A 26,259-nucleotide genomic window follows, 5' to 3' on the forward strand; every position below is an offset into this window, starting at 1 on the left:
ATCCATACCTTCGGGGGTTCGGGCGTTGACCGTTCGTGATCTGTTTGTCGCGCTTGCCCGCCGTTGGCGTGGTGCCGCCGCCATCCTGCTGCTTGTCGTCGCCGGAGCAGCGGTAGCCACCGCGACCACGCCCAAGGTCTACGAGTCGCGCACGACCATCTACTTCGCGGCTGCTGACGGCAGCGGCCAGAGCACTGGCAACCTCTACCAGATGCCCGACGGGGAGAAGACCACCCTCGCGCGGATCGCGCGCTCGCCGCTCGTGCTGGACCCGGTGCGCGCGACGCTCGGGTATGAGGCGAGCGTGCCCGTCTCTGTGGAGGCCTTGCCCAGCGGCGGAGACGCCTCGCTGTTCGACTTCGTCGTCCGCAGCGACTCTCCCGAGCATGCACGGGCGTTTGCTGAGGCCGTGCCGGAGGAACTAGCCCGGACCGCTCGGACCTACGCACCCACCCTGGCGCAGAGCGGCGACGCCGTCGAGGCGCAGTACGTCGACCAGCCGACCGCTTCCAGCGATCCTGTCGAACCCAACCCCGTGCAGAACCTGCTGATCTCCGGCCTGGCTGGCCTGTTCCTGGCTGTGGCCTACGCACTGGGGATGCACGCCTTCGACACCAGGCTCAGGACGTCGGAGGACCTGCGCGGCGTCTCCGACAAGCCGGTGCTGAGCGCCATACCCGTCCTCGGCTCGAAGGGGAGCCAGGCTCCGCTCTACCTGGTCGACGACCCCTTCGGGCCGCAGGCCGAGGCAGTGCGCAAGCTGCGGACCAACCTGGTCTTCGTCGACGTGGCGGCCGATTCCGGTCACTCTTTCGTGGTCACTTCGGCGTTGTCGGCCGAGGGCAAGACGACGACGGTGCTCAACCTGGGGATGGCCCTGGCCGAGTCAGGTCGGACGGTGCTGGTCCTCGACGCTGATCTGCGCCATCCCAGCGTCGCGCGGGAGCTGGGGCTGGAGGGTGCAGTGGGCCTCACCTCTGTCCTCGCCGGGGAGGCCGGCCCTGAAGACGTCATCCAGCGCTATGGCGACACCGAGATGTTCGTGCTGTCCGGAGGGGTGATCCCGCCCAACCCGAGTGAGCTGCTCGGGTCCAAGGCGATGGAGAAGCTGTTCCACCGCCTCGTCCGCGAGTTCGACTTCGTACTCGTGGACTCCCCGCCCGTGCTGCCCGTCACCGATGCGCTCGTCATGAGCCGGCTGACCGGCGGACTGCTCCTCGTCGTCTCCGCCGCCAGCACGCGCAAACGGCACGTGCAGGAGGCGCTGCGCACGCTGGAGACCGGTGACGTCGATGTGGACGGATTCGTGCTGACCAAGACCCCGGTGGAGCGTGAGGGCTACTACTACTACGGCACGACTGGTGATGCCCGACGGGCGCAGGGTCCGCGCGGAGAGTCGCGTCCGTTGCGGACTGCCGCGCGCGAGCGGTCGCGCAAGTTGGCTCGGATGTGACGTGAGGTGCGGTTGGGGTCGGCCCGGTGAGGTTGCGCGTCGTGGTCCGTGACAGACTGGACCCGTCCCCCGACCGGTACATCCACGGTCGGCTTTTTTATGTTTGCAGCCTCGATCGGGGAATGGCATGTCCGAAACTACGCCCACACGTCGCCTGCTGGTGAAGGGGGCGGCCTGGTCCGTCCCTGTGGTGGCCATGAGCTCTCCCGCGGCCTTCGCGGCGGCAAGCTGCAGCGTTTATCTAGGTTTTGAGTGCACCTCGCCCAAGAACCAGATCAACGTGGTCACGTTCACTGTGCAGGTCATCGGGACTGCGCCGATCCAACTCACCTTCACACTCGCAAGCACGGGGACAGATGACTCGATCTCGGTGGCCAACGGGGCAGGAGTCTACAACCCGAATACCGGCAAGATCCTTCTTTCGCCTACGTATCCGACGGCGCCTGCACCCCTTGTCACCGTGACTCGTGATGCCAAGAACTGCGGCGGTTCACGCGAGTTCACTCTTTCCCTCGACTCAGGCGCGGCGTGTGCTGCTGCTCCTGTGTCAGTGTTGATCGACGGTTGCTCCTGCCCCGCGTAGAGGCACCTTTCGGTCGGCCACCACCAGCGCCACCTCCGTGCGAGCAGGCGCAAACTGCGGGCCGGTGAGCAGCACGCGTTTGACGAAAGGGAATCCCGCCTCGAGCAGCCGCTTCCACCCCTCCAGCGGCAGGACTGTCGATCGAGACAGGCCGAGCTCATCGTGCGTCCAACCGGTCCCACGTCGTATGGCGGCGGCGTCGACTGTGTGGGTGAGCCCGATCTCGTAGGCGGTGATGACACCGCGCTTGGAGTCCTGCGGGCGAACGCTCGCGAAGAACTGACGGAGGGCAGGGTGCTCCAAGATCCCGTGGCGGAAGGCGATCATGAAGCTGTGCAGGTGTTCCACTGGGTGTGACGTCAGCGTCGGACCCCACACCTGGGCCGTCGAGCCCTCGATCCTCCGCATCAATTCGTCCAAGGGCCCGAGCGGCCCGACGAGCGAGTCGTTGGTGAGGATGACGAGGTCCTTCGCCCTGAGCACCGGCCACGCGTCGAGGGCGTAGGCCCACGAACCGAAGTCGTAGGCGACGTTGGGCCGCCGCACCACCGCCACCCCCTCGGGCAGCGCGACCGGCCGCAGCCGGGACCACGGGTCGCGGGCTGCGACCACGAGCACGCCGAGGCCGGCCGCCGCATACGCCCCAGCGGCGCTTAGGGCGTCCTCCCGCAGACGCGACCCAGGTGACCACTCGGCGATCACCACCACCCTCGTGCGCTCCAGCACCTGGCTGACGTCGCCCGAGACCACGCGCTCCCGGCCGGGCAGCAGCTGGTTGGCGCCCGCTGTGACCTGCCACCGGGCGCGCCGCAGCCGTGCCCGCGTGGATGTCTCCCACTCCTGAACCCGGTCGGTGAGGGTCGGGGCGCCCGCGACCTGCGCCCGCTCGTGCGTGCCCCGCATCGTCCACACCGTGGCCTCGGCCCACTTGGTGAGCTCACCGGGGTGGGCCGCCCACAGCCGGGCGAGGCGACCGGCCTGCGCAGCCTTCGCGCGTAGCAGCCTCGACCCGGCGACGTGCGCGTCATACCTCAGGTCCATCCGGAACCGCTCGGCCACGACCCTCGGGTGGATCCGTACCCCGTTGGGGATGTTGGACAGGTTGGTGCCGTGCAGCACCTGCGCCCACATCACCGGGGCGCGCACCTCGCGCAGCGGGGCGGTGCCGCGGGCGCGGGCGTGCTTGGCCGCGTAGACGGTGAGCGGCGGCCCGTCACCACGCCGCTCGACGAGCGACAGGAACGGGCTGGACAGGATGTCGCTGCGGTATACGGCGCCGCTGCGGTCGATCTGAATCCCACGGGGGAAGTTGACGAACATCCGCTCCTGGTCAGCAAACTGTCCCTGCACAGCGGCCATGAAGCCCACGGCCATCGCGTCGTCGCTGTCGATGCGCGTCGTGATCAGGTATGGCGCACGGCTGCGGCTCGCGACGGGCTCGGCGAAGGTGTCGCGCTGGAAGGGCTGGTGCGTCCACACGGGCGTGAAGGCCCCGTCGGCGAGGTTTTCGACGTCCGAGCGGAAGGTGTCGGAGCAGCGGTCGTCGAGCAGCACGAGCCACTCGAAGGGCGCAGTGCCGCGCTGAGAGAGCACCGACGGGAGGCAGGCGTCGACGAAGAAGCCGAGCCGGTAGTAGAGCCAGTCCTCGTCTGCCGGCGCCACGCCGGGGTAGAGGACCGCGCTGAAGCGGGTCAGCAGGAAGTGGTCGAAAGGCGGATGCTGTGTCCCCACGAGGGTGATGCTGCCACGACGGTGAGGTCAGGCGCCCCGGAAGCCGTTGAGCAGGAACCAGAACACCAGCACGCCGACGAGCGCCGCGAGCAGTCCCCATCCGGCCCCGGTCAGGGCCCGCGTCCGGGGTGAGGCGTCACGCCGGGCCAGGGCAGGCAGGGCGATCGCGCATGCCGCTCCGACGAACGCCATCGAGCCGGCCTGTACAGGGACGATCCAGTTCTCGGTCCTCGGACCGTCGAGGAAGTAGGCCGAGAGGGGCAGGCTGAGCATCCCGGTCCCGAGCAGGACCACGGCCCCGACGATGCGCTGGCCGGTCCTGTTCATGGCGACCTCCTGGAGGGGCAACAGCGAGTCAGTCCAGCATGCCCCACTCCCGGGCTCAGCAGTCGCGGAGGACCTGCGCCTTGACCCAGGCGGCGGACTCGTAGACGAACGAGCCCGCCCACGCCCGCGCACTACGGTCGACGTGGTCGTCGGTGGTCCAGACGAGCACCTCGACGTCGTCGCCCAGGCACCGCTCCATGAGCATCCGGGTGCGTGCGGCGTGCGGCGTGCTCGTCATCACCGCGACACGCGACCAGTCGTGCTCCGTCACGTGGGCGGCGAGGGTGCGGGCCTCGCCGCGAGTGGTGTACGGCTCCGGGAGGACGCACTCGACGCGGTAGGCAGCGGTCTGCAACCCGCAGTGCTCGGTCGCGTAGTGGGCTCCGGTGTCGGGGTTGACCGAGATGGTGGAGAGGAGCACGGGCGCCACGCCGGTGTCCATGATGGCGAGCGCCTGGTCGATGCGGATCTCGACGGGCCCGATGACGTAGGCGGCGTCGACCGCCTGCAGCTCGTCCACCAGCGGTCGGGCGATGACGACGACGCAGACGCTGACCCAGGTGATGGCAGCGGCGAGGACGGTGCCCAGCGCGGCGAAGCCCCACGGACGGAGCCTCGGCCGCACTCCCGCAGTGCGACCTGTCAGTGCCGTCCCCATGGGGCACGACATTACGCGACTGCCCTACGACGTCTCGGTCGTGCAGACGGCACGCGGCGTGATGTGCGCTATTGCGTACCTGGCGCAGCGTGCGATGTGCACAACCGGGTGGCGGACGCCGTCAGTGCTCAGGTGGGGACCCCGCGGTTCTCCTCCTCCAGCCACCGCATCATCCGCAGCACGCCCAGGTCGTCGAAAGGCCGCCCCACGACCTGCACGCCGACCGGACGCCCGTCCTCCGTCGCCCCGACGGGCACCGTCCCGGCCGGCTGACCCGTCATGTTCCACGGCATCGTGAAGTTGATGTGCCACATCCCCCGCCCATCGTCCGGGTAGGGCATCGGCAGGTCCGCTGAGTACGCCGCGCTCGGCGCCACCGGCGACACCAGGACGTCCGGGTCGCCGGCCGCCGCCCACGCCGCGACCGTCCGCGCCTGCACGACGCCGAACGCGTGGTAGGCGTCCATCACCTCGACCCCGCCCACGCCCTCCCCGGCGCGCGCCCACTTCGCGACGTACGGCAGCACCATCGCCTGACGCTCCGGCGACAGCCGCGACAGCTCGGACCACGAGCGCACCTGCCAGAAGCGGTTGACGCCGTCGAGCAAGTCCTGCGTCAGCCACGGCGCGACCTCCACCACCTCGGCACCCGCCCGCTCGAGCCGGTCGGCAACCGCACGCGTGGCGGCGGTGACCTCGGGGTCGGGCTCCACGCCATACCCGGCCCGTGTCCACACGCCCACCCGCAGCCCGCGCACCGGGCCGTCGAGCTCGTCCCACCGCACGTCGGCGGTGGGCAGGCTCGTCCAGTCGACGGGGTCGGGGCCGGACAGCACGGACATGAGCGCGGCGCAGTCGTCGACACGGCGGCCCAGGGGTCCCGCGACCCGGCCGAGGTATGGCGCGTGCAGAGGGACGCGACCCGCGCTCGGTTTGAGGGCGGCCAGGCCGAGCCAGGTCGCCGGCAGTCGGATCGAGCCGCCGATGTCGGTGCCGACGTGCAGCGGCCCGTAGCCCGCAGCGGCCGCCACACCCGCCCCCGCGCTCGAGCCGCCCGTCGTCCAGGCCGGGTCGAGCGGGGAGACGGTGCGGCCGTGCAGGCTGGAGTGGCCGGAGGAGAGCATCCCCCAGTCGGGCATCGTCGTGGAGCCCAGGACCACGAGCCCGGCCTCGTGGGCGCGGCGGGTGATCGGCGCGTCGACGGTGGGCACGACCGGCTCCACGCCGGCGCAGCCCGAGGGCATGGGGACGCCGGCGCGGGGGATGTTCTCCTTGAGGGTGAGCGGGACGCCGTCCCACGGCGAGAGCGGGCGGCCCTGCGACCAGCGGTCCTCGGCGGCGCGCGCCCGTTCGAGCACGTCCTCGGGGTCGTCCCGCACCCAGAACGCGTTGAGCTCCGGCTCGCGCTCCTCGACCAGGGCCAGCACGTCGCGGGCGACCTCGACCGGGCTCAGGCGCGCCGCGGCATACGCCTGCGAGAGCTCCCGGGCACCCAGGTGGGCGGGGCGCACGCTCTGGTCAGGGCTGCCGGGCGTGGTCACCCACCGGACACTACCCATCCGCGTCGCGGGCGAGGGGAGTGCGGGTGCGTCGGGGTCGCCACCTACGCTGGGAGCCATGCCCTCCGGTCGGCTCGCGCAACGTCTCGGCCTGCCCCTGGCGGCGCTCGCGCTGGTGGTCCCGATGGTCGTGGACGTGCCCGGTCTCGACGAGCCCGGCGAGCGGATGCTCGGCGTCTTCCTCATGGCCATCGTGCTCTTCGTGACCGAGGCGATCCCGCTGGTGGCGACCGCCGTCCTCATCATCCTGCTCGAGGTCCTGCTGCTCAGCGAGCAGGCGCTCGTCCCGCTGGCCGAGCCGGTCACGTCCGCCCGCGACGTGTGGGCGAGCCTGGCGGACCCGGTGATCATCCTGTTCCTCGGCGGCTTCCTCATCGCCGACGGCGCAGCGAAGTACGCCCTCGACCGCAACCTCGCCGCGCTCATCCTCACGCCGTTCCGCGGCAGCGCCCGCGCAGCGCTGCTGGCGCTCATGCTCATGACCGCCGTGCTGTCGATGTTCATGTCCAACACGGCCACGACGGCGACGATGTTCGCGGTGCTGCTGCCGGTGCTGGGCAGCCTGCCGTCCGACGCGGCGCGCACCGGCTTCGCGCTCGCGGTGCCGCTCGCGGCCAACGTCGGCGGCATCGGCACCCCCGTCGGCTCGCCGCCCAACGCCATCGCGCTGGCCGCCCTCGGCTCGCAGGGGCAGACCGTGTCGTTCGTCGGCTGGATGGCCGCGGCCGTTCCTCTGGCCCTGCTCCTGCTCGCGGTCGGCTGGCTCTTCCTCGCGGCCCGGTTCGTCCCTGCGCGCACCCCGCTCGACCTGGAGCTCACCGTGAAGTTCCGCCGCACCCCGCCCGCGGTGGTCTTCTACCTCACCGCCTCCGCGACCGTGCTGCTGTGGCTGACCGAGCCGCTGCACGGCATCCCCGCCACCACCGTGGGGTTCCTGCCCGTCGTCGTGCTGCTCGCGACCCAGGTCATGACAGGTGAGGACCTGCGCGTGCTGCAGTGGCCGGTGCTGTGGCTCGTCGCCGGCGGCATCGCGCTCGGCAACGGCGTCGGCGCCAGCGGCCTGGACACCTGGCTCGTCGGCCTCGTCGACTGGGGCGTGCTGCCCGCGACGGTCCTGCTGCTCACGCTCGCCGGGCTGGCGTGGGGGCTGTCCAACGTCATCTCCAACTCCGCGACCGCCAACCTGCTCATCCCGATCGCGCTGCCGCTGGCGCTCACGGTGGGGCAGGACGTGGTGACCGTGGCGCTGCTCGTCGCGATCGCCTGCAGCCTGGCGATGATGCTGCCGATCTCCACGCCGCCCAACGCGATCGCCTACGCCACCGGCACGGTCCGCACGCCGGACATGGTCGTGGTCGGCGCGGTGGTCGGCGTCCTCGGGGTGCTGCTGGTCGCATTCGTCATACCGCTGTGGTGGCGGTTGCTCGGGATCGGCTGACGCCGTGGAGCGCGGGCGCACCGTCGTCGTCGGCACCGGACCGGTGGCGGAGGCTGCTGCGGCCGAGCTCGGCGACGCGCTCCTCGTGCCGGACGCGACAGCGCTCGCCGACCCCGCCCTGCTCGCCGGTGTGCCGCTCGCGCTCGCCGTCCTCGTGGTCGGTGAGGAGCCCGTCGACGAGGTGGTCGAGGGGATCGTCGCCGCCGGTCACGCCGGGGCGCGCATCCTCGTGGTCACCGAGCGTCTCGAGCTCGACCAGCTGTCCCGCACGCTCGACGGCGGGCACCTGGCCGGTGTGGTCAGCGCCCCCTGGACCCCCGGCAACCTGCTCCGGTATGTCGAGGCTCAGGTCGAGCGGTGGGCGCGTCGACCGCACGCCGCCGCCGCCGGCGAGCTGCTGCGGCACCTGCGTCAGGCTCCGGAGGAGGCGGCGGCGGAACTGCTCGCCTCGGTGGAGACGGTGCTCGGGGAACGGCCGCGGCTGAGGGTCGCGCCGCGCGTACGGCTGACGACCGAGGACGCCGCCGTCGACCAGCTGTTCCTCGTGCTGCACGGGCGGGTCGTGCTGTCGGTGGCGACGAAGGCCGGGCCGCTGACCCTGCACCACGCCTCGACGGGACCGTTGATCGGGCTGCTCGCGCTCACGGGTGGGAAACGGGCGGAGGTGACGGCCCGCACGTCGACCGAGTGCGTGGTCGTGCCGCTCACCCTGGAGCAGCTCGAGCTGGCGCTCGGGCAGGACCCGCGGGTCGGGACCGCGCTGACCGCCCTCACCGTCCGGGCCCTCACCGCGAGGCTACGGAGGTCCGAGCGGCTGCACGTCTCCAAGGCCGAGCTCGCCGCCGAGCTGCAGGCGGCGCTGCGCGAGCTCGAGGCGGCGCGTGCCGGGCTGGTCGCCCAGGCCCAGCTGGTGACCCTCGGCGAGACCACCGCCGGCGTTGCCCACGAGCTGAGCAACCCGATCGCCGCGGTCACGAGCGGGGTCGAGCACCTGGCGGTCGACGTGCGGACGCTGCTGGGTGGTGGTGCCGCGGGAGGTGGTGGTGCCGCGGCGCGCGAGGGTGACGCGGCCGTGCTCGCCGCGCTCGAGGCCGCGGAGCACCGCACCCCCGTGTCCACGAGTGAGGAGCGGGCTGTGCGTCGGGAGCTCAGCGCGGCCACCGGTGCCGACCCGGCGCTGGTCCGTCGGCTCGTCGCCGCCGGCGTGACCGACCCCGACGCGGCGCGGGCGCTGGTCGCCGGACCCCCCGACCAGCTGGCCCGCGTCGAGGCGGCGGCCGGGATCGGCGCGACCCTCCGCTCGCTGCGCACCGCCGCCGAGCACGTGGGCGCCCTCGTCGAGACGCTCCGTGCGCACGCCCGCCCCGAGGACCCGGACGCGCCGCTGGACCACGTCGACCTGCCCGAGACCCTCGACGCGGCCCTGCGGATCGTCGCCCACCGTCTGCAGGACGTGCGGCTGGAGGTGGTCCTCGACCCCGACCTGCCACAGGTGGGTGGTCGACCCGGACGACTCACCCAGGTGTGGGCCAACCTGCTCACCAACGCCGCCGACGCCCTCGACGGTCATGGCCGCATCGCGGTCCGGGCCGAGCGAACGCCCGAAGGCGTGCGGGTCCAGGTCGAGGACGACGGACCAGGCGTGCCGGCCCTGCTCCAGCAGCGGATCTTCGAGCCCCGGTTCACCACGAAGCGTGGGGTCGTCCGCTCCGGCCTCGGCCTGGGGCTGAGCATCTCGCGCAGCATCGTCGTCCAGCACGGCGGAACGATCGCCCTGGACTCACGCCCGGGCCGCACGGTGTTCACCGTCGACCTGCCCGCGCTGCTCGGCATACCTGCGACCCCCGGGCTCCCCGCCCCGGGCCCTTCTGCGAAGGAGCAACGATGAAGCTCGTGGTGCTCGTCCTCGAGGACGAACCCGACGTGCGCGAGGCGCTCGAGCGCGACCTCGAGCCGCTCGCCGCCCACGTCCGCGTCGAGCCGGCCGAGGACGTGCCCGACGCCCGCCAGGTCATCGCCGACGTCGCGACCGACGGTGACCTGCTCGCCGTCGTGCTGGCCGACCACCGCCTGCCGGGGTCGTCCGGGGTCGACTTCCTCGTCGAGCTGGCCGGCGACGAGGCGACTGCGCACGTCGCCACCGTCCTCGTCACCGGCCAGGCCGGCCAGGCCGACACGATCCGGGCGGTGAACGAGGCGGGCCTGGACCACTACGTCGCCAAGCCGTGGGACGCCCAGGAGCTGCGGCGGGTGGTCAAGGAGCAGCTGACGAACGTCGTCGAGCGCACGGGCGTCGACCCGTTGCCGCACCTGCAGGTCCTCGACCCGGTGCGGGCGATGGGCCTGGTGCGTCGGAGGTCGGGGTGAGCCTCACCCCCGAGGCCGACGGCGTCTTCCGCGAACGACGTGAGCGGACGGTCGAGGCGCCCGCCTCGACCGCGTGGTCGTGCGTGGCCGACCTCGGCGGAGAACCCGGCTGGTACGCCGTGAGCTGGCTCTGGCAGGTCCGCGGCGTCCTCGACCGGGCGATCGGCGGACCAGGGAACCGTGGCCGCCCCACCCGAGAGCTGTGCCCGGGCGACCCGGTCGACGGGTGGCGCGTCGAGGCTCTCGACCCCGGGCGGAGCCTGACGCTCGTCTCGGAGCAGAGGCTGCCGGGGACCGCACGGCTCACCCACGAGGTCGAGTCTCTGGGGACCGGACCCGACTCCCCACGCTCCCGGCTCGTCCAGCGGCTCGAGTGGCACCCCGACGGCCGACCCGGGCGGGTCTTCTGGCGGGTCGAGCTGCCGATGCACAAGGCGGTGATGAGCGCGATGGTCACCGGCATGGCGCGGGAGGCCGAGCGCCGTGCGCTGGGCGGGCGCCCCGGTGGTGCCGGGGGCAGGATGGCCCCGTGATCGGTCTCGACCCCTGGTCCGCGGCGGCTCCGGAGGACCCCGACCTCGCCGCCCTGCTCGGCGACGCCCGCGCTGCCGCGGGGGACCCGGTCGCATCGCTGGTGCTCGCCGGCCGGGCGTCCGCGGTGCTACCTCTCCCGGGCCGGGGCCGCACCGCGGAGCTGTGGCGCGGGCTCAGCGAGCTGGCCGCGGTCGACCTCACCGTCGCCCGCACCCTCGAGCCGCACCTCGACGCCATGGCGATCCTGGCGCAGGCGGCCGGGGCCGGGTATGCGGTGCCGGCGGCCGAGGGGACGTGGGGCGTCTACGCGGCGGAGGGTCAGGGGGTGCGGCTCGAGGCCGGACCGGACGCCGGCTCGTCCGACGACGGCGGGCGGCTCCTCCTGACCGGCCGCAAGCCGTGGTGCTCCCTCGCCGAGCACGTCGACCACGCCCTCGTCACCGCCTGGGTCGACGGCCGCCGCCGGATCCTCGTCGCCGTCGACCTGGACCAGCCTGGCGTGGAGCTGGTCGAGGAACCGTGGGTCGCGCGTGGACTGCCCGCCGTCCGCTCCACCGGCCTGGACCTCACGGACGTGCCGGGCACCCCGGTGGGTGCTCCGGACTGGTACCTCCAGCGTCCTGGCTTCGCGTGGGGCGGTCTCGGTGTCGCCGCCTGCTGGCTGGGCGGCGCGATGGGCCTAGCTCGTCGGATGCACCGGGCCGCGACCGGGCGCGAGTCCGACCAGATCGGCCTGTCGCTCCTGGGCCAGGTCGACGCCCATCTCACCGCCGCCGCAGCCGTGCTCACCGACGCGGCCACCGCCGTCGACGCCGGTCTCGTCGAGGGCGAGCACGCCTGGGCCCGCAGCATCCGCACGCGCCACGTCGTCCACGACGCCTGCGAGGCGGTGCTCACCGCGGCCGCGCACGCGCTCGGCCCCGGCCCGCTGGCCGGCGAGGAGGAGCACGCCGCACGGGTCGCCGACCTGCAGCTCTACCTGCGCCAGCACAAGGCCGAGCGGGACGCGGCCGTCGTCGGACGGTCCGTCGTGGACGGGATGCCGGTGCCGTGGGCGTGACCGACGGCTGCGGGCGGTGGCCTGCACGCTCGCCGACGAGGGCGTCGTGGTGATCACGCCGGGGGCGCCCCGGTCGACGGGCACACCGCGCCCGGACCTGTGCGCATCCGCCTCGTGCCGGAGGAGATGCGCCCGGCGACGCTCAGTCGGTCGCGGCCCGCGGACCCCGCTGGTTGAAGCGGCGGGCGGCGCGCCGGCCCAGCGTCGTCAGGGTGCCCACGACGGGCGAGGAGAGCCGTGCGGCTGCCTCATACCCCGGGATGGTCCGCGAGTGGTCCCTGCCACCCGGCGCCGTGGGCAGCATCCGGTTCGCCAGTCCCATGACGCGCACGGTCGTCGCGGGCATCACGCCGTGCACCCGCATCCCGACCTTGGCCAGCGGGGTGAGGACGACGAGCGGACGGCCGTCGAGGACGCCCTCGACCATGCGTCGGGCGGCGCGCTCGGCGTTCATCGACACCAGCGGCAGGGACGCGGCGGTCCCGAACCAGGCGAACTCCGCCTCGTGGTCGCCGGTGAAGAACGCCCGCTCGTGGGATCCGGTGCGCATGAGGCCGGGGACGATCGTCGTCGCGGTGACGCCGGTGCCGGAGAGCTCGGAGGCAAGGCCCTCGGTGAACCCGACGGCGCCGAACTTCGCGGTGGCGTAGGGCAGGAGGTGCGGCGGGGCGACCTTGCCGCCGATGCTGGTGACGACGCCGATCCGCCCGTGGCCGCGCTCGCGCATGCCGGGGAGCACGGTCCAGGCGGTGTTGACCAATCCCCAGAGCATGACGCCGACCGCCTGGTCGAAGTGCTCGAGGGTCATCGTCTCCGCCGGGCCGACCTGGATGACGCCGGCGACGTGGATGAGGACCTCGACCGGCCCGAGGTCGCGCTCGACCTGGGAGACGAGGTCGCGCACCGCCGCCCGGTCGGAGACGTCGCTGACGTAGGGGCGGACGGTGGGCCGGCCCCAGGGGCTGTCCTCACCGGCCTGCGCAGCCAGCTCGGCCCCGCGCCGCAGCTCGTCCTCGTCCCGCGCGCAGATCGCGACGTCGTGGCCGCGCCGCACGAGCTCGCGGGTCACGAGCAGCCCGAGCCCGCGGGACCCGCCGGCGACGAGCGCGACCGGTCTGGAGGTGACGGGTCGCGTCACAGCGGCACCGGCGTCGGGCCCGTCGACGCGTCGCCGCGCAGGTGCTTGAGCACGAGCTCGGCGCTGATCAGGCACATCGGCAGCCCGATGCCCGGGATGGTGCTCGAGCCCGCGTAGTAGAGCCCGTCCACCTTCTTGGACCGGTTGCCGGAGCGGAACATCGCGCTCTGCCGCAGCGTGTGGCCAGGCCCGAGCATGCCGCCCTGCCACGCCGACAGGTCGGCGGCGAAGTCGCCGGGGCCGATCGTGCGCCGGACCACGACCCGCCCGGCCAGGTCCGGCACCCCCGCCCACTCACCGATCTGCGCGATCGCCGCGTCGGCCACCGCCTCGATCCGCGGGTCGCCCTTCCCGTCCACCCCGCCGCGCCCCAGTCCGGGGTCGGCGGGCATCGGGACGAGCACGAACAGGTTCTCGTCGCCCTCCGGCGCCACCGACGGGTCGGTCGCCGACGGCTTGCACACGTAGGCCGACGCCGGCGTCGGCACCCGCCCGCCGAAGATCGCGTCGAAGTTGGCGTGCCAGTCGTGAGTGAAGAACAGCGAGTGGTGCGGCAGCTCCGGCAGCCCGCCGCGCACGCCCAGCAGCACGAGCACGGCACCGGGGCCGGAGGAGCGCTTGTCCCAGTAGGACTGCGGGTAGGTCTGCAGGTCCGTCGGCAGCAGCCGTGTCTCCAGGTGGTGCAGGTCGCCGGCGCCCACGACGAGGTCGGCGCGGTGGGCGTGGACCTGGCCGTCCGCGTCGCGCCACCGCAGGCCGGTGACCCGCGCACGACGCCCTCTGCGGCCCGAGCCCTCCGTCGTCAGCCCCACCACCGTCGCGTCGGTGCGGATCGTCGCCCCCCGCCCGGTCGCCAGCCCGGCGACGGCGTCGATGAGCGTCGTGAAGCCGCCCTGCGGGTACATCACCCCGCCGGTCAGGTCGAGCGCGCTCATCAGGTGGTAGAGGCTCGGAGCCCGGTCCGGCGACGACCCGAGGAACACGGCCGGGTAACCGAGCACCTGCCGCAGCCGCACGTCGCTGAACCGCTTCCCCACGAACGACTCCAGCGACGTCGTGAGCAGCGGCAGCAGCTGCGGCAGCCGTCGCACCACGGCCGGCGACGCGAGCGCGAGCGGGCGGGTGAAGTTGGTGTAGAGGAAGTGCTCGAGCGCCACGTCATAGGCCTCGGCGGAGGTTCTGAGGTATGCCGTGAGCCGGCTCCCCGCGCCCGTCTCGATCTCCTCGAAAGCGGCGAGGTTGGTCGCGGTGTCGGCGCGGACGTCGAGGTGCGGCGGCCGTCCGGCGCCCGGCGCGCCCTCGTAGAAGACGCGGTAGGCGGGGTCGAGCACGTGCAGGTCGAGCTGCTCCTGCGACGACGTGCCGAGCAGGCGGAAGAAGTGGTCGAACACCTCGGGCATGAGGTACCACGACGGGCCGGTGTCGAACCGGAAGCCCCCGCTCTCCCACGAACCCGCCCGTCCCCCCACGGTGGGGCGCTGCTCGAAGACCTCCACGTCGTACCCGTCGGCGGACAGGAGCGCCGCGGTGGCGAGGCCGGCGATCCCGCCGCCGACGACCGCGACGGATCGCCCTGCGGCACTGCTCATCTGTTTCCTCCGGTGGGGTCGTGGGTCATCGGCCGACCAGCGCGCTGCGCGCGAGGATGCGGGCCTTGACCAGGTCGGGGACGCGCACGCGCTCGCGGGCGATCACCGTCGCCGGGGTCGCGCGGAGCCGGGCGGACAGCTCGGCGAAGAGGGCGTGGGCAGCGTGGACGGCGCGCCGGCTGCTCGTCGGCAGCAACGGGATGACGCGGGCGGCGGCGTCGAGGTCCGCGTCGATGTCGTCGAGGAGCAGGTCGCGCTCGGTGTCGGTGAAGGTCGTGAGGTCGACCCCGGGGAAGTAGGTGCGGCCCAGCACGCTCTGGTCGGCGTGCAGGTCGCGCAGGAAGTTGACCTTCTGGAAGGCGGCGCCGAGGCTGCGGGCCCCCGGCGCGAGCTGCTCGTAGCGTGCCTCGTCGCCGCCGACGAAGACGCGCAGGCACATGAGCCCGACGACCTCGGCCGACCCGTAGACGTAGCCGGACAGGCTCTGCGGGTCGTGCACCTGGACCGAGAGGTCGGCGCGCATCGAGTCGAAGAAGGGGTCGATGATCTCGGGGCGGATGCCGTGCTCGCGGGCGGTGAGGGCGAAGGCGTGGACGACGAGGTTGGCGCTGCAGCCGGACCCGACGGCTCGCAGGGTCTCCTGGTGCAGGCCGTCGAGCACGGCGGCCCGGTCGTCGCGGCCCCAGTCCTGGTCCTCGTCGTCGACCAGCTCGTCGGCGACGCGCACCAGGGCGTAGATGCAGCGGACGTGGGTGCGCACCGGCTCGTCCAGCATCCGGGTCGCCCAGCCGAAGGAGGTGGAGTAGCGGTCGATGACGATGCCCGCGCTCGCCCGGGCGGTCTCGTCATACCGGTTGGCGGACAGGGGTTCCCGGCGTCGGAGCGGGCTCTTCACGCGACTCCCTGGACCCGCGAGGGCGACTGGGACTCAGGAGCGAGCAGGTCGCCCATGCCGGTGAGGGCGTCGACGGCGCTGGACGGGAGCCGGCCGCTGGCGCGGATGGCCTCGCCGTGCAGGTCGTCGATCAGCTCCTCGACGGCGCAGCGGGCGCCGCTGGCCTCGAGCAGCTCGCAGGCGATGCTGGCACCGGCGGGGGTGAGGCGGGGGTCGCCGACGTAGTGGGCGAGCTGCGGCCACAGCGGGCTGGTGCGGGCGAGGGCGACGAGCGCGGTGCCCTTGCCCTCGCGCAGGTCGCACAGCGGGTCCTTGCCGGTGCGCTCGACCGTGCCGAAGACGCCGTCGAGGTCGTCGCGCAGCTGGAAGGCGGTGCCCAGGGCGCGCCCCACGTCGCCGAGCGCGGCGACCACGTCGTCGGGGGCGTCGGCCAGGATCGCGGCGGCCTGGAGGGGGAGCTGGAAGGAGTAGGCGGCCGTCTTCCACTCGGCGACGTCGAGCGCCTCGTCGACCGTGGTGTCGCCCATCAGGCTGACCCGGACGTCGGCGAGCTCGCCGGCCGCGCTGCGGTGCAGGACGTCCTCGAGCAGGTCGAGCAGCCGGACGACGACGTCGGGACGCGCGCCGCAGAGGGCCACCTCGCGGACGGCCCCGGCGAGGGCGAGGTCGCCGGCGAGGATGCCGGCCGCCTCGCCGTAGCGGCGGGCGCGGTCCGGCCGGACGCCCTCGGCCGTGGCGCGGGCGGTGAACGTGCCGTTGACGTTGGCGCGCCCGCGGCGGATGTCGTCGCCGTCGATGACGTCGTCGTGGATGACGAACGCGGTGTGCAGCAGCTCGACGGCGTCGGCGACCCGTGCGGCGACCGCGGGCTCCTGGCCGCCGAGAGCGGCGTAGAGCCGGGTGAGCAGGGCGGGCCGGAACCGCTTCCCGCCCTGGGTCAGGCCCTCCAGCACGTCCCAGAGGGTGCGGTCGTGCTCGTCGACGGCCCGGGCCTGGCCCGCCGAGAAGAAGCGGGCGTGCGGCGCGTCAGGGGCGCTGGCGGCGTCTGCGGTCATCTCGGCTCTTCTCGTGCGTCGGGGCGGAGCCTGCGCGGCGGTGCTGCGGTGCTGCGGTGCTGCCGCCAGTCTCTCCTGTGAGATGGCCAGCATGCACCATGGACAAACATTTGACAAACGATGGACGGGCGGGTCGTGGGATGACCTTCTCCGTCCGCGGTCCCTCGGTGCTGTGGCGCGTGAGCCGGCGTCAGTGGCCGCTGCGGACGGCGACGGCCACCTCGTGGGCCGACTGCACGAGCGAGTCCGGCAGGGCGATGGCGGCACCCCCGTTCCCCGCGGTCACCCCGTTCCCCGCATTCACACCGTCGGCCCCACGGCCACCCACGAAGACCAGCAGGCCAGCCTCCTCCTCGTGCAGGCGCTGCACCACGGCAGCCGCCAGCTCGCTGTTCATCGCCGTCGGCACAGACACGACGACAGCGTCCGGCCGCAGCGTGGCACGGGCGTGCGCCCAGCTGTCGACGGGCAGGTCCCGCCCGAGCCACCGCACGTCGATGCCGAGCCGGCGCAGGCAGGTGGCGAAGGCGAAGGCTCCCAGCTCGTGCAGCGCCGCCGGCGGCAGGCCGACGAGGACGACCGGCCCGTCCTTCGCCGAGACGGATGCCGTCTCGAACGCCCGGGTCAGCCGCCGGTGCACGGCCGCGCTGACGAAGTGCTCGCCGGAGATGTCGATCCTGCCGTCGACCCACGCCATCCCCAGCGCTCCGAGCGCCGGCACCAGCCAGTCCTCCACGACCGTCTCGAACGGGCCTGCGGCGAACGCCCGGTCCAGCACCCCGTCCACCTGTGCCCGGTCCAGCGACTGGGCGGGAGCCACGAGCGCGTCCACGGCCGGCAGCCCCGGCTCGAACGGCGGCCGGTCGACCCGCGGCCATGCCGGTGCCTCGTCCGTGGACGGTTCGGGCACGGCCGCCCCCGACGCGGCCCCGCCCGACGCCACCCCGTCAGCGCCCTCCCAGTCGGCTCCCGCGACCGACGACGACAGCACCCGCTCGGCCGCCAGCGACGCCGGGGTCCCGGCCTCCACGAGCCGCAGCATCAGCCGCAGGCGCGCGAGGTCGTCGTCGTCGTAGAGGCGGTAGCGCGACTCGCTGCGCTGCGGGCTGACGACCCCGTAGCGTCGCTCCCAGGCGCGCAGCCGGTCCGGGGCGATGCCCGTCAGTGCGCTCACCTGCTTGACCGTGTAGTGCACGGTGCCACCTCCTGTGTGAGGACGAAGCCTAGCGCGTCTCTGGACAAACCTTGGACATTCGTTCCAGCCAGGCGACGTCCTGGGCGAAGGACCACACCACGAGCGCCACCGCCAGCCCCACCGCGACCTGGACCGCGACCTCCGGCCAGAAGGGCGCCGCACCGATCACCAGCGTCCCCGTCAGCGTGCCGCCCGCCACCTTGCGCCACCTCCGGTGGGGGAGGGTGCGCCGCCAGGCTGGACGCCAGACCTGCACGAGGACGAACACCGGCCACAGCAGCCCGCCGACCAGCGACCACGGCGCCACGCCCGCCACCGCCAGCGACATGACCAGCACGAGCGTCCCGTCCACGCCCGAGTCCAGCAGGGCACCGCGCTCCGACACGGTGGAGGTGCGGCGAGCGACATACCCGTCGACGCCGTCCAGCACCCACGCGAGCATCGCCAGCCCCACCAGCCACCATCCGCGCGCGCCACCACCACCGGCGTCCACCGCCGGGACGAGCGCCGCGCAGGCCAGCACGAGCAGCCCGCGGAACCCGGTGACCAGGTCGGCGGGGGTGGGGGGTTCCGGGCGGCGCCACCGGCGACCGCGGGTGACAATGGCGCGCATGGAGGCCCGAGCGTACTGGACCGTCGCCCCCGGCCGCGGCGAGGTCCGGACCGAGGAGCTGCCCGTCCCCGGACCCGGCGAGGCGCTGGTGCGGGCGACGCGCTCGGCCGTGAGCCGGGGCAGCGAGCTGCTCGTCCACCGCGGCGGCGTCCCGGCAGCGGTCGCCGAGCAGGTGCGCGCTCCCTTCCAGGTGGGCGGGCTGCCGGGGCCGGTCAAGTACGGCTACCTCTCCGTCGGTGTCGTCGAGGACGGCGACCCGGCCTGGGTCGGGCGCCGGGTCTTCTGCCTGCACCCCCACCAGACCAGGTATGTCGTGCCCGTCACCGCGCTCACCGCGCTGCCCGACGACGTCCCTGACGACCGCGCGGTACTGCTCGGCACCCTGGAGACGGCGGTCAACGCGCTGTGGGACGCACGTCCGCTCTTCGGCGACCGGGTCGCCGTCGTGGGCGGCGGCATGGTGGGGGCCTGCGTGACCGCGCTGCTCGCGCGGATGCCGCTGGAGCGCCTCGAGCTCGTCGACCCCGACCCCGAGCGGGCCGCCCTGGCCGGGCATCTCGGCGCCCGGGGGGTCGAGCCCGCCGACGCCGCCGACGGCTGCGACCTCGTCGTCCACTGCTCGGCGACCTCCGCGGGGCTGCAGACGTCGATCGACCTGCTGGGCGACGAGGGCGAGGTGGTCGAGCTGTCCTGGTACGGCGACCGCCCGGTCACCGTCGACCTCGGCTCCGCCTTCCACTCCCGCCGGCTCGCGGTGCGCGCGAGCCAGGTGAGCCGCGTCAGCCCGCACCGGTCGGCGCGGCGGGACCACGCCGGGCGCATGCAGGTCGCCCTGCGGGCCGCGGCCGACGACACGCTCGACGCCCTGCTCGCGGGGCCGACGCCCTTCGAGGAGCTGCCCGACCTCCTGGCCCGGCTCGCCGACGGGGCGCCCGGCCTGTGCCACCTGATCCGCTACGACTGACCGGAGAGACCCGTGTTCACCCTCACCGTCCGCGACCACGTGATGGTCGCCCACTCGCTGCCCGACCCGTTCTTCGGCGCGGCGCAGCGCCTGCACGGCGCGACCTTCGTCGTCGAGGCGACCTTCGAGCGCGAGCACCTCGACGAGCACAACGTGGTCCTCGACATCGGTGCCGCGACCGAGGCGCTGAAGGCGGTGCTGGGCCGGCTGTCCTACCGCAACCTCGACGACGTGCCGGAGCTCGCCGGGCAGATCACCACCACCGAGTACCTCGCGTGCTGGGTCGCCGAGCAGCTCGCCGTGGCGGTCGACACCGCCGCCCTCCACGGCCTCACGGTCGTCCTGCGCGAGCACCCCGACGCCTGGGCCTCCTACCGTCTGCCGCTGCGCGCGTGACCCTCACCCTCGTCGTCCCCGACCGGCCCCGGACCACCCCCAGCGGCGGGGACCGGTATGACGCCTCCGTCGCCTCGGCGTGGGCGCGCCGGGGCCGGCCACCGCGGGTCGAGGCCGTGCCGGGCAGCTGGCCGCGGCCGTCGGCCGAGGACCTGCGACGACTGGCCCACGTCCTCGCGGCGGCCGGGGACGGGCCGGTGCTCGTCGACGGACTCGTGGGGTCCGTCTCACCGGAGGAGATAGAGCGGTCCGCCGCGCAGCGCCCCACGGTCGTGCTCGTGCACTCGACGCTCGCCGACGGTGCCGGGGCGGTCGGGGACGACGCCGCTCGGTTCGACGCGCTGGAGGGACGGGCGCTGGGGGCGGCCTCCCTCGTCGTCGCCACCAGCGGGTGGGCGCAGGCGGAGCTGGCGCGGCGTTTCGGGCTGAAGGGTGTCGTCGTGGCGCTGCCAGGGACCGACGCCGCGCAGGTCGCGGCCGGCAGCGACCCCCCGCAGATGCTGACCCTCGCCGCGCTCACCCCGATGAAGAACCACCTCGTGCTCCTCGCCGCCCTGCACCAGGTCGTGGACCTGCCGTGGGCGGCGGTGCTCGTCGGGCCGGCACCGGACGACGCGCACCTGGCGACGGTGCTCGCAGCCGTGCGCGAGCGGGGCCTCTCCGACCGGGTCCGGCTGCCGGGGGCCCTCGTCGGCGACGCCCTGGACCGGGCCTGGGCGGCGACCGACCTGCTGGTCCACCCGTCGCGCATCGAGACGTTCGGGCTGGTGGTGACCGAGGCGCACGCGCACGGCATACCGACGGTGGTGGGGGCGGGGACCGGGGCCGAGGAGGCGCTGCGCGGAGAAGAGTCCCTGGGGGGCGATACCGAGGACCGGGACGCGGACGGTGGACCGAGCAGCGCTCAGCCCGGTGCGGCCGTCACCGTCGACGCCCCGGACGAGCTCGCGCTGCTGCTCCGCCGGTGGCTGACCGACACCGACCTGCGGGGACGCTGGCGGGCGTCCGCGCTGAGGCGGCGCGAGGTGGTGCCCGGCTGGGACCGGACCGTGGACCTCCTGGACGCCGCGCTCGACAGGCTCGCCCGGTGAGCCCGCACGACGGGGCGCGGGCCGCCGAGGACTGGCTGACGCTGCGCCGCGCCGCCGACTCGCAGGCCCGCGACCGGGGTGCGTCCGGGCTGCTCGAGCTGCTCATGCAGCACCTCGAGGCGCACGGGGCCCATGCGGTCGTCGTGGTTGACGTCGGGGCCGGGACGGGGGCCAACCGTGTGTACCTCCAGGCGCGGCTGCCGTGGCCGCAGCGCTGGGTCGTCGTCGACGTCGACCCCCGCCACCTGGAGCACCCCGACCACGGCGACGCGACCCGGGTCGAGGCCGAGGTCGCCACGGTCGGGCACCTGCTCGCCGACCTCGCGGCGCGCGAGACCGACCCGGTCGTGCTGACCTGCGCCGCCCTGCTCGACGTGCTGCCCACCGCCGAGCTGGAAGCGCTCGCCGGCGCGGTCCTCCGCCACCGCGTTCCCGCGCTGCTGTCGCTGACGGTCACCGGTCACGTCGAGCTGGAGCCCGCAGACCCGGACGACGACCTGGTCCGACGGCTCTTCGACGACCACCAGCGACGCCGGGCCTGCGCCGGCCCGGAGGCGGCCGCCGTGCTCACGGCGCTGCTCGAGGCCGGTGGTGCGCGCGTGCGCTCGGCACCGACGCCGTGGGTCCTCGACGCCGACCGTTCCCACCTGCTCCGTCGGTGGCTCGACGAGCGGCTGGCCGCGGCGGTCGAGCAGGCTATCGCCTCTCCCGACCCCGCGGACCACCTCCGCGCGCTCACCGCCTGGCACCGGCGGCGCCGCGTGCAGCTGGACTCAGGCGGTCTCGCCGCGCGGGTCCACCACGTCGACCTGCTCGTCCTGCCCCACTGAGCGCAGCAGCACGGGCTCGGCCCCGGTGAGGTCGAACTCGGTCACGACGTCCTCGCCCAGCACCCACCGGCGCACGGGTGGGCGCAGCGCGTCGTCGAGCCGGTCGGCACCGGCGACGCGCAGCCCCGGGACGCCGTCGCCGATGAGCAGGGGAGCCGTCGTCAGGTAGAGCCGGTCCACGACCCCCGCCCGCACGAACGCGGACACGAGCCGGCCACCGCCCTCGACGAGCACCCGCCCCAACCCACGGTCGCGGAGCAGCGCGAGCACGGCGACCGGCTCCATCGCCCCCTCCTCGGGCCAGACCACGACCTCGACGTGCGGGGCGAGGTGCTCGGGCACGGGCACCGACGGCCCCACCACCCACACGGTCGGCGCGGTCCCGTCGACGAGCATCGTGGCGTCGGCGGGCAGCACGCCCCGCGGGTCGAGCACCACGCGCACGGGGTGCGGCCCGGCCACGGCCCGCACGGTGAGCCGCGCGTCGTCCGCCGCCGCGGTGGTCGCGCCCACCACCACGGCGTCGACCAGCGCGCGCAGCCGGTGGAGGTGCTCGCGGTCCTCCTCGCCGGTGACGAAGCGGGCGTCGCCGGTCCGGCTGGCGATGAATCCGTCCAGGCTCTGGCCGAGCTGGGCGACCACGGCCGGCCCGCCCGGGCGGACGAGGTCGCCATACCTCTCCGCCAGGACCCCCGCGGTCGGGACGGTGCCGGCGAGGAGGAGGTGCCACTCGCCCGCCGCGACCCGGTCGTGGCCCATGCGGTCGCGCTTGGTGCGCAGGTAGTGCTCGTTCTCCGGGCGCGCGGGCATGATGAGCGCCTGGCGCGCCACCACCTCGACGCCGAGCGCCGTCAGCGCCTCCTCCTTGGCGGGGTTGGAGGACAGCAGGCGTATGCGGTGCACGCCCAGGTCCGCGAGCATCGCCGCCGTCTGGTCGTAGGTGCGGGCGTCGGCGGGGTGGCCCAGCTCGAGGTTGGCGTCGACGGTGTCGAGGCCGGCGTCCTGGAGCGCGTAGGCGCGCAGCTTCTCCACCAGGCCGATGCCCCGGCCCTCGTGCCCGCGGACGTAGACGAGGGCGCCGCACCCCTCGCGGGCGACCAGGTGCAGCGCGTGCTGCAGCTGCTCGCCGCAGTCGCAGCGGCGCGAGCCCAGCGCGTCGCCGGTCAGGCACTCCGAGTGCACGCGGACGAGCGGCGGGGTGGCGGTCGGCGGGTCGGTCTCGGTGATGCCGACGCTGAGGACGAGGTGCTCCTCGCCCGTGCCGTCGCGGTAGGCGGTCATGCGGAAGGTGCCGTGCCGGGTCGGCAGGGAGGTGTCCGCGAGGCGCTGGACCGTGGTCACCGGCAGCTCCTGAGGCGTGGGTTCCTGGGACATCCTCCGAGTATGGCGAGGTTCGCGGGGTCCGCTCACCCCGGACCGTCGCCGGTCGTGGGGGCGAGCGCGGTCAGGTCGGGCAGGACGGCGACGGCGCCCGCTGCCCGCAGCTCGTCGCGCCGGGCGGCGTCCTCGGACACGCCGACCACGACGACGCCCGCCGCCTCGCCGGCCTGCACGTCGGTGACGGAGTCGCCGAGGAAGACCGCGTCGCCGGGCGCGCAGCCGGCGTCGACCAGGCCCCGAAGCAGCAGGTCGGGCCGGGGCTTGAGGTCGTCGACGGTGCCCACGGAGCGGCCGTGGACCCCGGCCAGGAGGGCGGTGAGGCCGGGGCGCGCCCGCTCGAGGACGACGGCGACGACCCGGGGGTCGTTGTTGGTGACGACGGCGACCTGCGCGCCGCGGTCGACGGTGCGCTCGATGAGCCGGACCGCGGCGGGGTAGGCGGTGGCGGTGCGGGCGACCTCCAGCTCGGCGCGGGTGACGAGGTCGGCGACGAGCGGCAGGAGGTGCGGCGCGTGGTGGGCGACGATGCGCAGGCACTGGACGTGGTCGGTCTGGTCGGCGAGGGCGCGGGCGAGCGTGCCGGTGAGCGGACCCGGGCCCGCCGCGACCGCCGCGTCGACCGCCGCGTCGCGGACCTGCCGCGACAGCTCGAGCCAGCTGTCGCCCGGGAAGAGCCGCGTCACCGGTCCGTCGAGGTCGAGCAGCACACACCTGGCCGCGTCGACGAGCCGGGCGGCGCGCTCCACGTCCACCTCTGCGTCCGCGTCCACGTCTGCGTCCACGTCTGCGTCCGCGTCCGGGCGCTCCGGTCGACCCACGGGCTTCGGCTGCCCCATCCCGCCCCTCCTTCCCGCTCGCGTGCGGCATACGCCCCGCTCGTCCTCCCGGCGCGGTGACCGGGCGAGCGTCGGCACGACCCTCTAGGGTCGGCGGAATGATCCGCTTCGAGAGCGTAACGAAGAGGTACGCCGACGGCACGACGGCCGTGGACAACCTCAGCCTCGAGGTGCCGCGCGGGGGGATCACGGTGCTCGTCGGGCCGTCCGGCTGCGGCAAGACCACCTCGCTGCGCATGATCAACCGGATGGTCGAGCCGACGAGCGGACGCATCCTGCTCGACGGCGACGACGTGTCGGAGCGGCCGGCGGCGCAGCTGCGGCGGAGCATCGGCTACGTCATCCAGCACGCCGGGCTCTTCCCGCACCGCACCGTGCTCGCCAACGTCATGACAGTGCCGCGGCTCCTCGGCTGGGACCGGGGGCGGGCGCGCACCGCTGCGATGGAGGCCCTGGAGAAGGTCGGGCTGACCGCCGACCAGGCCCGGCGCTACCCGGCCCAGCTCTCGGGCGGCCAGCAGCAGCGCGTCGGGGTGGCGCGGGCGCTGGCCAGCGGGCCGGAGCTCGTGCTCATGGACGAGCCGTTCAGCGCGGTCGACCCGATCGTGCGCGGGGACCTGCAGGAGGAGGTGCGGCGGCTCCAGCGCGAGCTGGGCATCACGGTCGTGCTCGTCACGCACGACATCGACGAGGCGCTGACGCTGGGGGACCAGGTGGCGGTGATGCGCCACGGCGGGCATCTGGCGCAGTTCGCTCCCCCCGCCGAGCTGCTGGCCGAGCCGGAGGACGACTTCGTGGCCGGGTTCGTGGGCAAGGACCGGGGCTATCGAGCGCTGGGCTTCGCGCGGCCGGACCTGCCGCTGCGCGAGGAGGCGACAGTGCAGCTGGGCCAGCCGGTGGTGGCCGGGGCCGGCTGGGTGCTGGTCGCGGACGGCGGGGGGGCGCCGCTGGGCTGGGTCGACGTGAACGGCTGGGGCGGTCCGGTGCCGGAGGGGAGGCTGCACCGGTTGGGGACACTGGCCGAGGTGGACGCGAGCGCTCGCACGCTGCTGGACGCGGCCCTGTCGTCGCCGAGCGGGCGGGGGGTGGTCGTGGACGACGGTCGGGTCGTGGGGACGGTGACGGCCGACGAGGTGCTGGCCGCCACCCTCCGCGCACGGTCGGGGGAGTCGTGATCGGGGGCGTCGAGCTGGCGACCGTGTGGGAGCTCGGGCTGCGCCACCTCTACCTCGCCGGCGTGCCCCTGCTGATCGGTCTGCTGGTCAGCCTGCCGCTGGGATGGCTCGCGGTGCGGTGGCGGTGGCTCGGGCCGACCGTGGTGGCGGGCACCAGCCTGCTCTACACGATCCCGTCGCTGGCGCTGTTCATCCTGCTGCCGCTGGTGCTCGGCACGCGGATCCTCGACGACGCCAACGTGCTCGTGGCCATGACCGTCTACACCGTCGCCCTGCTCACCCGCACCGTCGCCGACGGGCTGGGATCGGTGCCGGGGCCGGTGCGGCAGGCCGCGACCGCCATGGGGTACGGCGAGCTGCGGCGGCTCGTCGCCGTCGACCTGCCGCTGGCCGTGCCCGTCGTCGCCGCGGGCCTGCGGGTCGCGGCCGTGAGCAACGTGTCGATCGTCTCCATCGCCTCGCTGGTCGGTGTCAGCCAGCTCGGCCAGCTCTTCACCGACGGCTTCAACCGCAACGCAATGGGGCCGATCGTCGTCGGGGTGGCGGCCTGCGTCGTGCTGGCGCTGATGCTCGACGCCCTCATCGCGCTGCTGGCCCGGCTCGTGACGCCCTGGCTGCGACGGGGGGTGCCGGCGTGAACGCGCTGACCGAGACCTGGCTGTGGCTCACCGACCCCGCCAGCTGGTCGGGGGCCGGCGGGATCGTGTCGCAGTCGCTGGCCCACCTGCGCTACTCCTTCATCGCCCTGCTCGTCGCGGCGCTCATCGCCGTCCCGGTCGGGCTGTGGGTCGGGCACACCGGTCGAGGTCGGTGGCTGGCCGTGAACATCGCGGGCGGCTTCCGTGCCATCCCGTCGCTCGGCGTCCTGTTCATCGCCGTGCTGCTCCTGCTCCCGAGGATGCGCGGTGAGCTCGCCTTCGAGCTGCCCGCGCTCATCGTCCTCGTGCTGCTGGCGGTCCCGCCGATCCTCTCCGGGACCTATGCCGGGGTGCAGGCGACCGACGGCGCCGCGCGCGACGCCGCCCGGGGCATGGGGATGACCGGCAGCCAGGTGCTGCGCCAGGTCGAGGTGCCGGGCGCCCTCCCGCTCATCATGTCCGGCGTGCGCGCCGCCATGCTGCAGATCATCGGCACCGCCACGATCGCCGCGATCGTGGGTCTGGGTGGGCTCGGCCGCTTCCTCATCGACGGGCTCGCCTCGCGCGACTACGGTCAGATGGCCGGTGGTGCGCTGGTGGTCGCGGCCGTCGCCCTGCTCGTCGACCAGGCCATCGCGCTCGTCCAGCGGCTGGTCGTCTCACCCGGCCTGAGCGTCCACGCGGCACACTGAGACCACCCAGGACCGAACCCTCACCCGTCGCCCGAAGCCCGCACCGGAACACCGGTCCACCC

General features: G+C 74.0%; 25 protein-coding genes. 13 read left to right on the top strand and 12 right to left on the bottom strand.

Annotated elements, in window-relative coordinates:
- Positions 1–25 precede the first annotated feature (25 nt).
- A complete protein-coding gene (locus tag ACI3ET_RS04940; RefSeq protein ID WP_405031851.1) occupies positions 26–1,453 on the top strand; it encodes a tyrosine-protein kinase domain-containing protein in 1,428 nt (475 codons plus the stop codon).
- A gap of 547 nt (positions 1,454–2,000) precedes the next feature.
- Here ACI3ET_RS04940 and ACI3ET_RS04945 read toward each other — a convergent pair.
- The 4 genes from ACI3ET_RS04945 to ACI3ET_RS04960 all read right to left on the bottom strand — a co-directional run bounded on the left by ACI3ET_RS04945 (position 2,001) and on the right by ACI3ET_RS04960 (position 6,293).
- Positions 2,001–3,767, bottom strand: a complete 1,767-nt coding sequence (locus ACI3ET_RS04945) for a glycosyltransferase (protein ID WP_405031852.1) — start codon at positions 3,765–3,767, stop codon at positions 2,001–2,003.
- 27 nt (positions 3,768–3,794) lie between these two features.
- Positions 3,795–4,094 carry a hypothetical protein gene (locus tag ACI3ET_RS04950; RefSeq protein WP_405031853.1) on the bottom strand — a complete coding sequence of 100 codons (300 nt, stop codon included), beginning with the start codon at positions 4,092–4,094 and terminating at the stop codon, positions 3,795–3,797.
- Between the two features lie 55 nt (positions 4,095–4,149).
- The gene (locus tag ACI3ET_RS04955; RefSeq protein WP_405031854.1) at positions 4,150–4,719 is read right to left on the bottom strand and encodes a hypothetical protein; all 570 of its coding nucleotides are present in this window, start codon (positions 4,717–4,719) and stop codon (positions 4,150–4,152) included.
- A gap of 161 nt (positions 4,720–4,880) precedes the next feature.
- Entirely contained in the window at positions 4,881–6,293 is a 1,413-nt protein-coding gene (locus ACI3ET_RS04960; RefSeq protein WP_405031855.1) for an amidase, read from the bottom strand.
- A gap of 76 nt (positions 6,294–6,369) precedes the next feature.
- On the opposite strand from ACI3ET_RS04960, the gene ACI3ET_RS04965 reads away from it, so the two are divergent.
- Genes ACI3ET_RS04965 through ACI3ET_RS04985 form a run of 5 tightly spaced genes read left to right on the top strand, consistent with a single transcriptional unit; the run spans position 6,370 to position 11,710 of the window.
- Positions 6,370–7,749: an SLC13 family permease gene (locus ACI3ET_RS04965; RefSeq protein ID WP_405031856.1), complete on the top strand. Its 1,380-nt coding sequence runs from the start codon at positions 6,370–6,372 to the stop codon at positions 7,747–7,749.
- Between the two features lie 4 nt (positions 7,750–7,753).
- Entirely contained in the window at positions 7,754–9,637 is a 1,884-nt protein-coding gene (locus ACI3ET_RS04970) for a sensor histidine kinase (protein ID WP_405031857.1), read from the top strand.
- Positions 9,634–10,116 (top strand): response regulator, encoded by a 483-nt coding sequence (locus ACI3ET_RS04975; RefSeq protein WP_405031858.1) that lies wholly within the window; start codon positions 9,634–9,636, stop codon positions 10,114–10,116. The genes ACI3ET_RS04970 and ACI3ET_RS04975 overlap by 4 nt, the downstream gene beginning before the upstream one ends.
- Positions 10,113–10,649 (top strand): DUF2867 domain-containing protein, encoded by a 537-nt coding sequence (locus ACI3ET_RS04980; protein WP_405031859.1) that lies wholly within the window; start codon positions 10,113–10,115, stop codon positions 10,647–10,649. Before ACI3ET_RS04975 ends, ACI3ET_RS04980 begins: the two co-directional genes overlap by 4 nt.
- On the top strand, positions 10,646–11,710 hold the full coding sequence (locus tag ACI3ET_RS04985) for an acyl-CoA dehydrogenase (RefSeq protein ID WP_405031860.1): 1,065 nt from the start codon (positions 10,646–10,648) through the stop codon (positions 11,708–11,710). The genes ACI3ET_RS04980 and ACI3ET_RS04985 overlap by 4 nt, the downstream gene beginning before the upstream one ends.
- Before the next feature lie 142 nt (positions 11,711–11,852).
- On the opposite strand, the gene ACI3ET_RS04990 is transcribed toward ACI3ET_RS04985, so the two are convergent.
- The 6 genes from ACI3ET_RS04990 to ACI3ET_RS05015 all read right to left on the bottom strand — a co-directional run bounded on the left by ACI3ET_RS04990 (position 11,853) and on the right by ACI3ET_RS05015 (position 18,195).
- Positions 11,853–12,848, bottom strand: coding sequence for an SDR family NAD(P)-dependent oxidoreductase (locus tag ACI3ET_RS04990; RefSeq protein WP_405031861.1), 996 nt, complete (start codon positions 12,846–12,848; stop codon positions 11,853–11,855).
- Positions 12,845–14,437 (bottom strand): phytoene desaturase family protein, encoded by a 1,593-nt coding sequence (gene crtI / locus ACI3ET_RS04995; RefSeq protein ID WP_405031862.1) that lies wholly within the window; start codon positions 14,435–14,437, stop codon positions 12,845–12,847. The genes ACI3ET_RS04990 and crtI overlap by 4 nt, the downstream gene beginning before the upstream one ends.
- Positions 14,438–14,462: 25 nt before the next feature.
- The gene (locus ACI3ET_RS05000; protein ID WP_405031863.1) at positions 14,463–15,332 is read right to left on the bottom strand and encodes a phytoene/squalene synthase family protein; all 870 of its coding nucleotides are present in this window, start codon (positions 15,330–15,332) and stop codon (positions 14,463–14,465) included.
- Positions 15,329–16,387, bottom strand: coding sequence for a polyprenyl synthetase family protein (locus ACI3ET_RS05005; protein ID WP_405031864.1), 1,059 nt, complete (start codon positions 16,385–16,387; stop codon positions 15,329–15,331). The genes ACI3ET_RS05000 and ACI3ET_RS05005 overlap by 4 nt, the downstream gene beginning before the upstream one ends.
- A gap of 190 nt (positions 16,388–16,577) precedes the next feature.
- Entirely contained in the window at positions 16,578–17,582 is a 1,005-nt protein-coding gene (locus tag ACI3ET_RS05010) for a MerR family transcriptional regulator (protein WP_405031865.1), read from the bottom strand.
- Between the two features lie 28 nt (positions 17,583–17,610).
- Positions 17,611–18,195 (bottom strand): CDP-alcohol phosphatidyltransferase family protein, encoded by a 585-nt coding sequence (locus ACI3ET_RS05015; RefSeq protein WP_405031866.1) that lies wholly within the window; start codon positions 18,193–18,195, stop codon positions 17,611–17,613.
- Between ACI3ET_RS05015 and ACI3ET_RS05020 the strand changes: the two genes are divergently transcribed.
- Genes ACI3ET_RS05020 through ACI3ET_RS05035 form a run of 4 tightly spaced genes read left to right on the top strand, consistent with a single transcriptional unit; the run spans position 18,194 to position 21,476 of the window.
- Entirely contained in the window at positions 18,194–19,159 is a 966-nt protein-coding gene (locus tag ACI3ET_RS05020) for a zinc-dependent alcohol dehydrogenase (protein WP_405031867.1), read from the top strand. The two genes, ACI3ET_RS05015 and ACI3ET_RS05020, sit on opposite strands and share 2 nt — an antisense overlap.
- Before the next feature lie 12 nt (positions 19,160–19,171).
- On the top strand, positions 19,172–19,555 hold the full coding sequence (locus ACI3ET_RS05025; RefSeq protein ID WP_405031868.1) for a 6-pyruvoyl trahydropterin synthase family protein: 384 nt from the start codon (positions 19,172–19,174) through the stop codon (positions 19,553–19,555).
- On the top strand, positions 19,552–20,646 hold the full coding sequence (locus ACI3ET_RS05030; protein ID WP_405031869.1) for a glycosyltransferase family 4 protein: 1,095 nt from the start codon (positions 19,552–19,554) through the stop codon (positions 20,644–20,646). The genes ACI3ET_RS05025 and ACI3ET_RS05030 overlap by 4 nt, the downstream gene beginning before the upstream one ends.
- Entirely contained in the window at positions 20,643–21,476 is an 834-nt protein-coding gene (locus ACI3ET_RS05035) for a hypothetical protein (protein WP_405031870.1), read from the top strand. Before ACI3ET_RS05030 ends, ACI3ET_RS05035 begins: the two co-directional genes overlap by 4 nt.
- On the opposite strand, the gene ribA is transcribed toward ACI3ET_RS05035, so the two are convergent.
- Both ribA and ACI3ET_RS05045 read right to left on the bottom strand, forming a co-directional pair.
- The gene (gene ribA / locus ACI3ET_RS05040; RefSeq protein WP_405031871.1) at positions 21,420–22,850 is read right to left on the bottom strand and encodes a GTP cyclohydrolase II; all 1,431 of its coding nucleotides are present in this window, start codon (positions 22,848–22,850) and stop codon (positions 21,420–21,422) included. The genes ACI3ET_RS05035 and ribA overlap by 57 nt on opposite strands.
- Positions 22,851–22,882: 32 nt before the next feature.
- Positions 22,883–23,692, bottom strand: a complete 810-nt coding sequence (locus ACI3ET_RS05045) for an HAD family hydrolase (protein WP_405031872.1) — start codon at positions 23,690–23,692, stop codon at positions 22,883–22,885.
- 98 nt (positions 23,693–23,790) lie between these two features.
- On the opposite strand from ACI3ET_RS05045, the gene ACI3ET_RS05050 reads away from it, so the two are divergent.
- Genes ACI3ET_RS05050 through ACI3ET_RS05060 form a run of 3 tightly spaced genes read left to right on the top strand, consistent with a single transcriptional unit; the run spans position 23,791 to position 26,197 of the window.
- On the top strand, positions 23,791–24,867 hold the full coding sequence (locus tag ACI3ET_RS05050) for an ABC transporter ATP-binding protein (protein WP_405031874.1): 1,077 nt from the start codon (positions 23,791–23,793) through the stop codon (positions 24,865–24,867).
- Positions 24,864–25,505 (top strand): ABC transporter permease, encoded by a 642-nt coding sequence (locus ACI3ET_RS05055; protein WP_405031875.1) that lies wholly within the window; start codon positions 24,864–24,866, stop codon positions 25,503–25,505. The genes ACI3ET_RS05050 and ACI3ET_RS05055 overlap by 4 nt, the downstream gene beginning before the upstream one ends.
- Positions 25,502–26,197 (top strand): ABC transporter permease, encoded by a 696-nt coding sequence (locus ACI3ET_RS05060; protein ID WP_405031876.1) that lies wholly within the window; start codon positions 25,502–25,504, stop codon positions 26,195–26,197. Before ACI3ET_RS05055 ends, ACI3ET_RS05060 begins: the two co-directional genes overlap by 4 nt.
- Positions 26,198–26,259: the final 62 nt, after the last annotated feature.

Origin of the sequence: Ornithinimicrobium jinqii (genome assembly GCF_045032595.1) — a bacterium.
In the GTDB taxonomy this organism is placed as follows: Bacteria; Actinomycetota; Actinomycetes; order Actinomycetales; family Dermatophilaceae; genus Ornithinicoccus.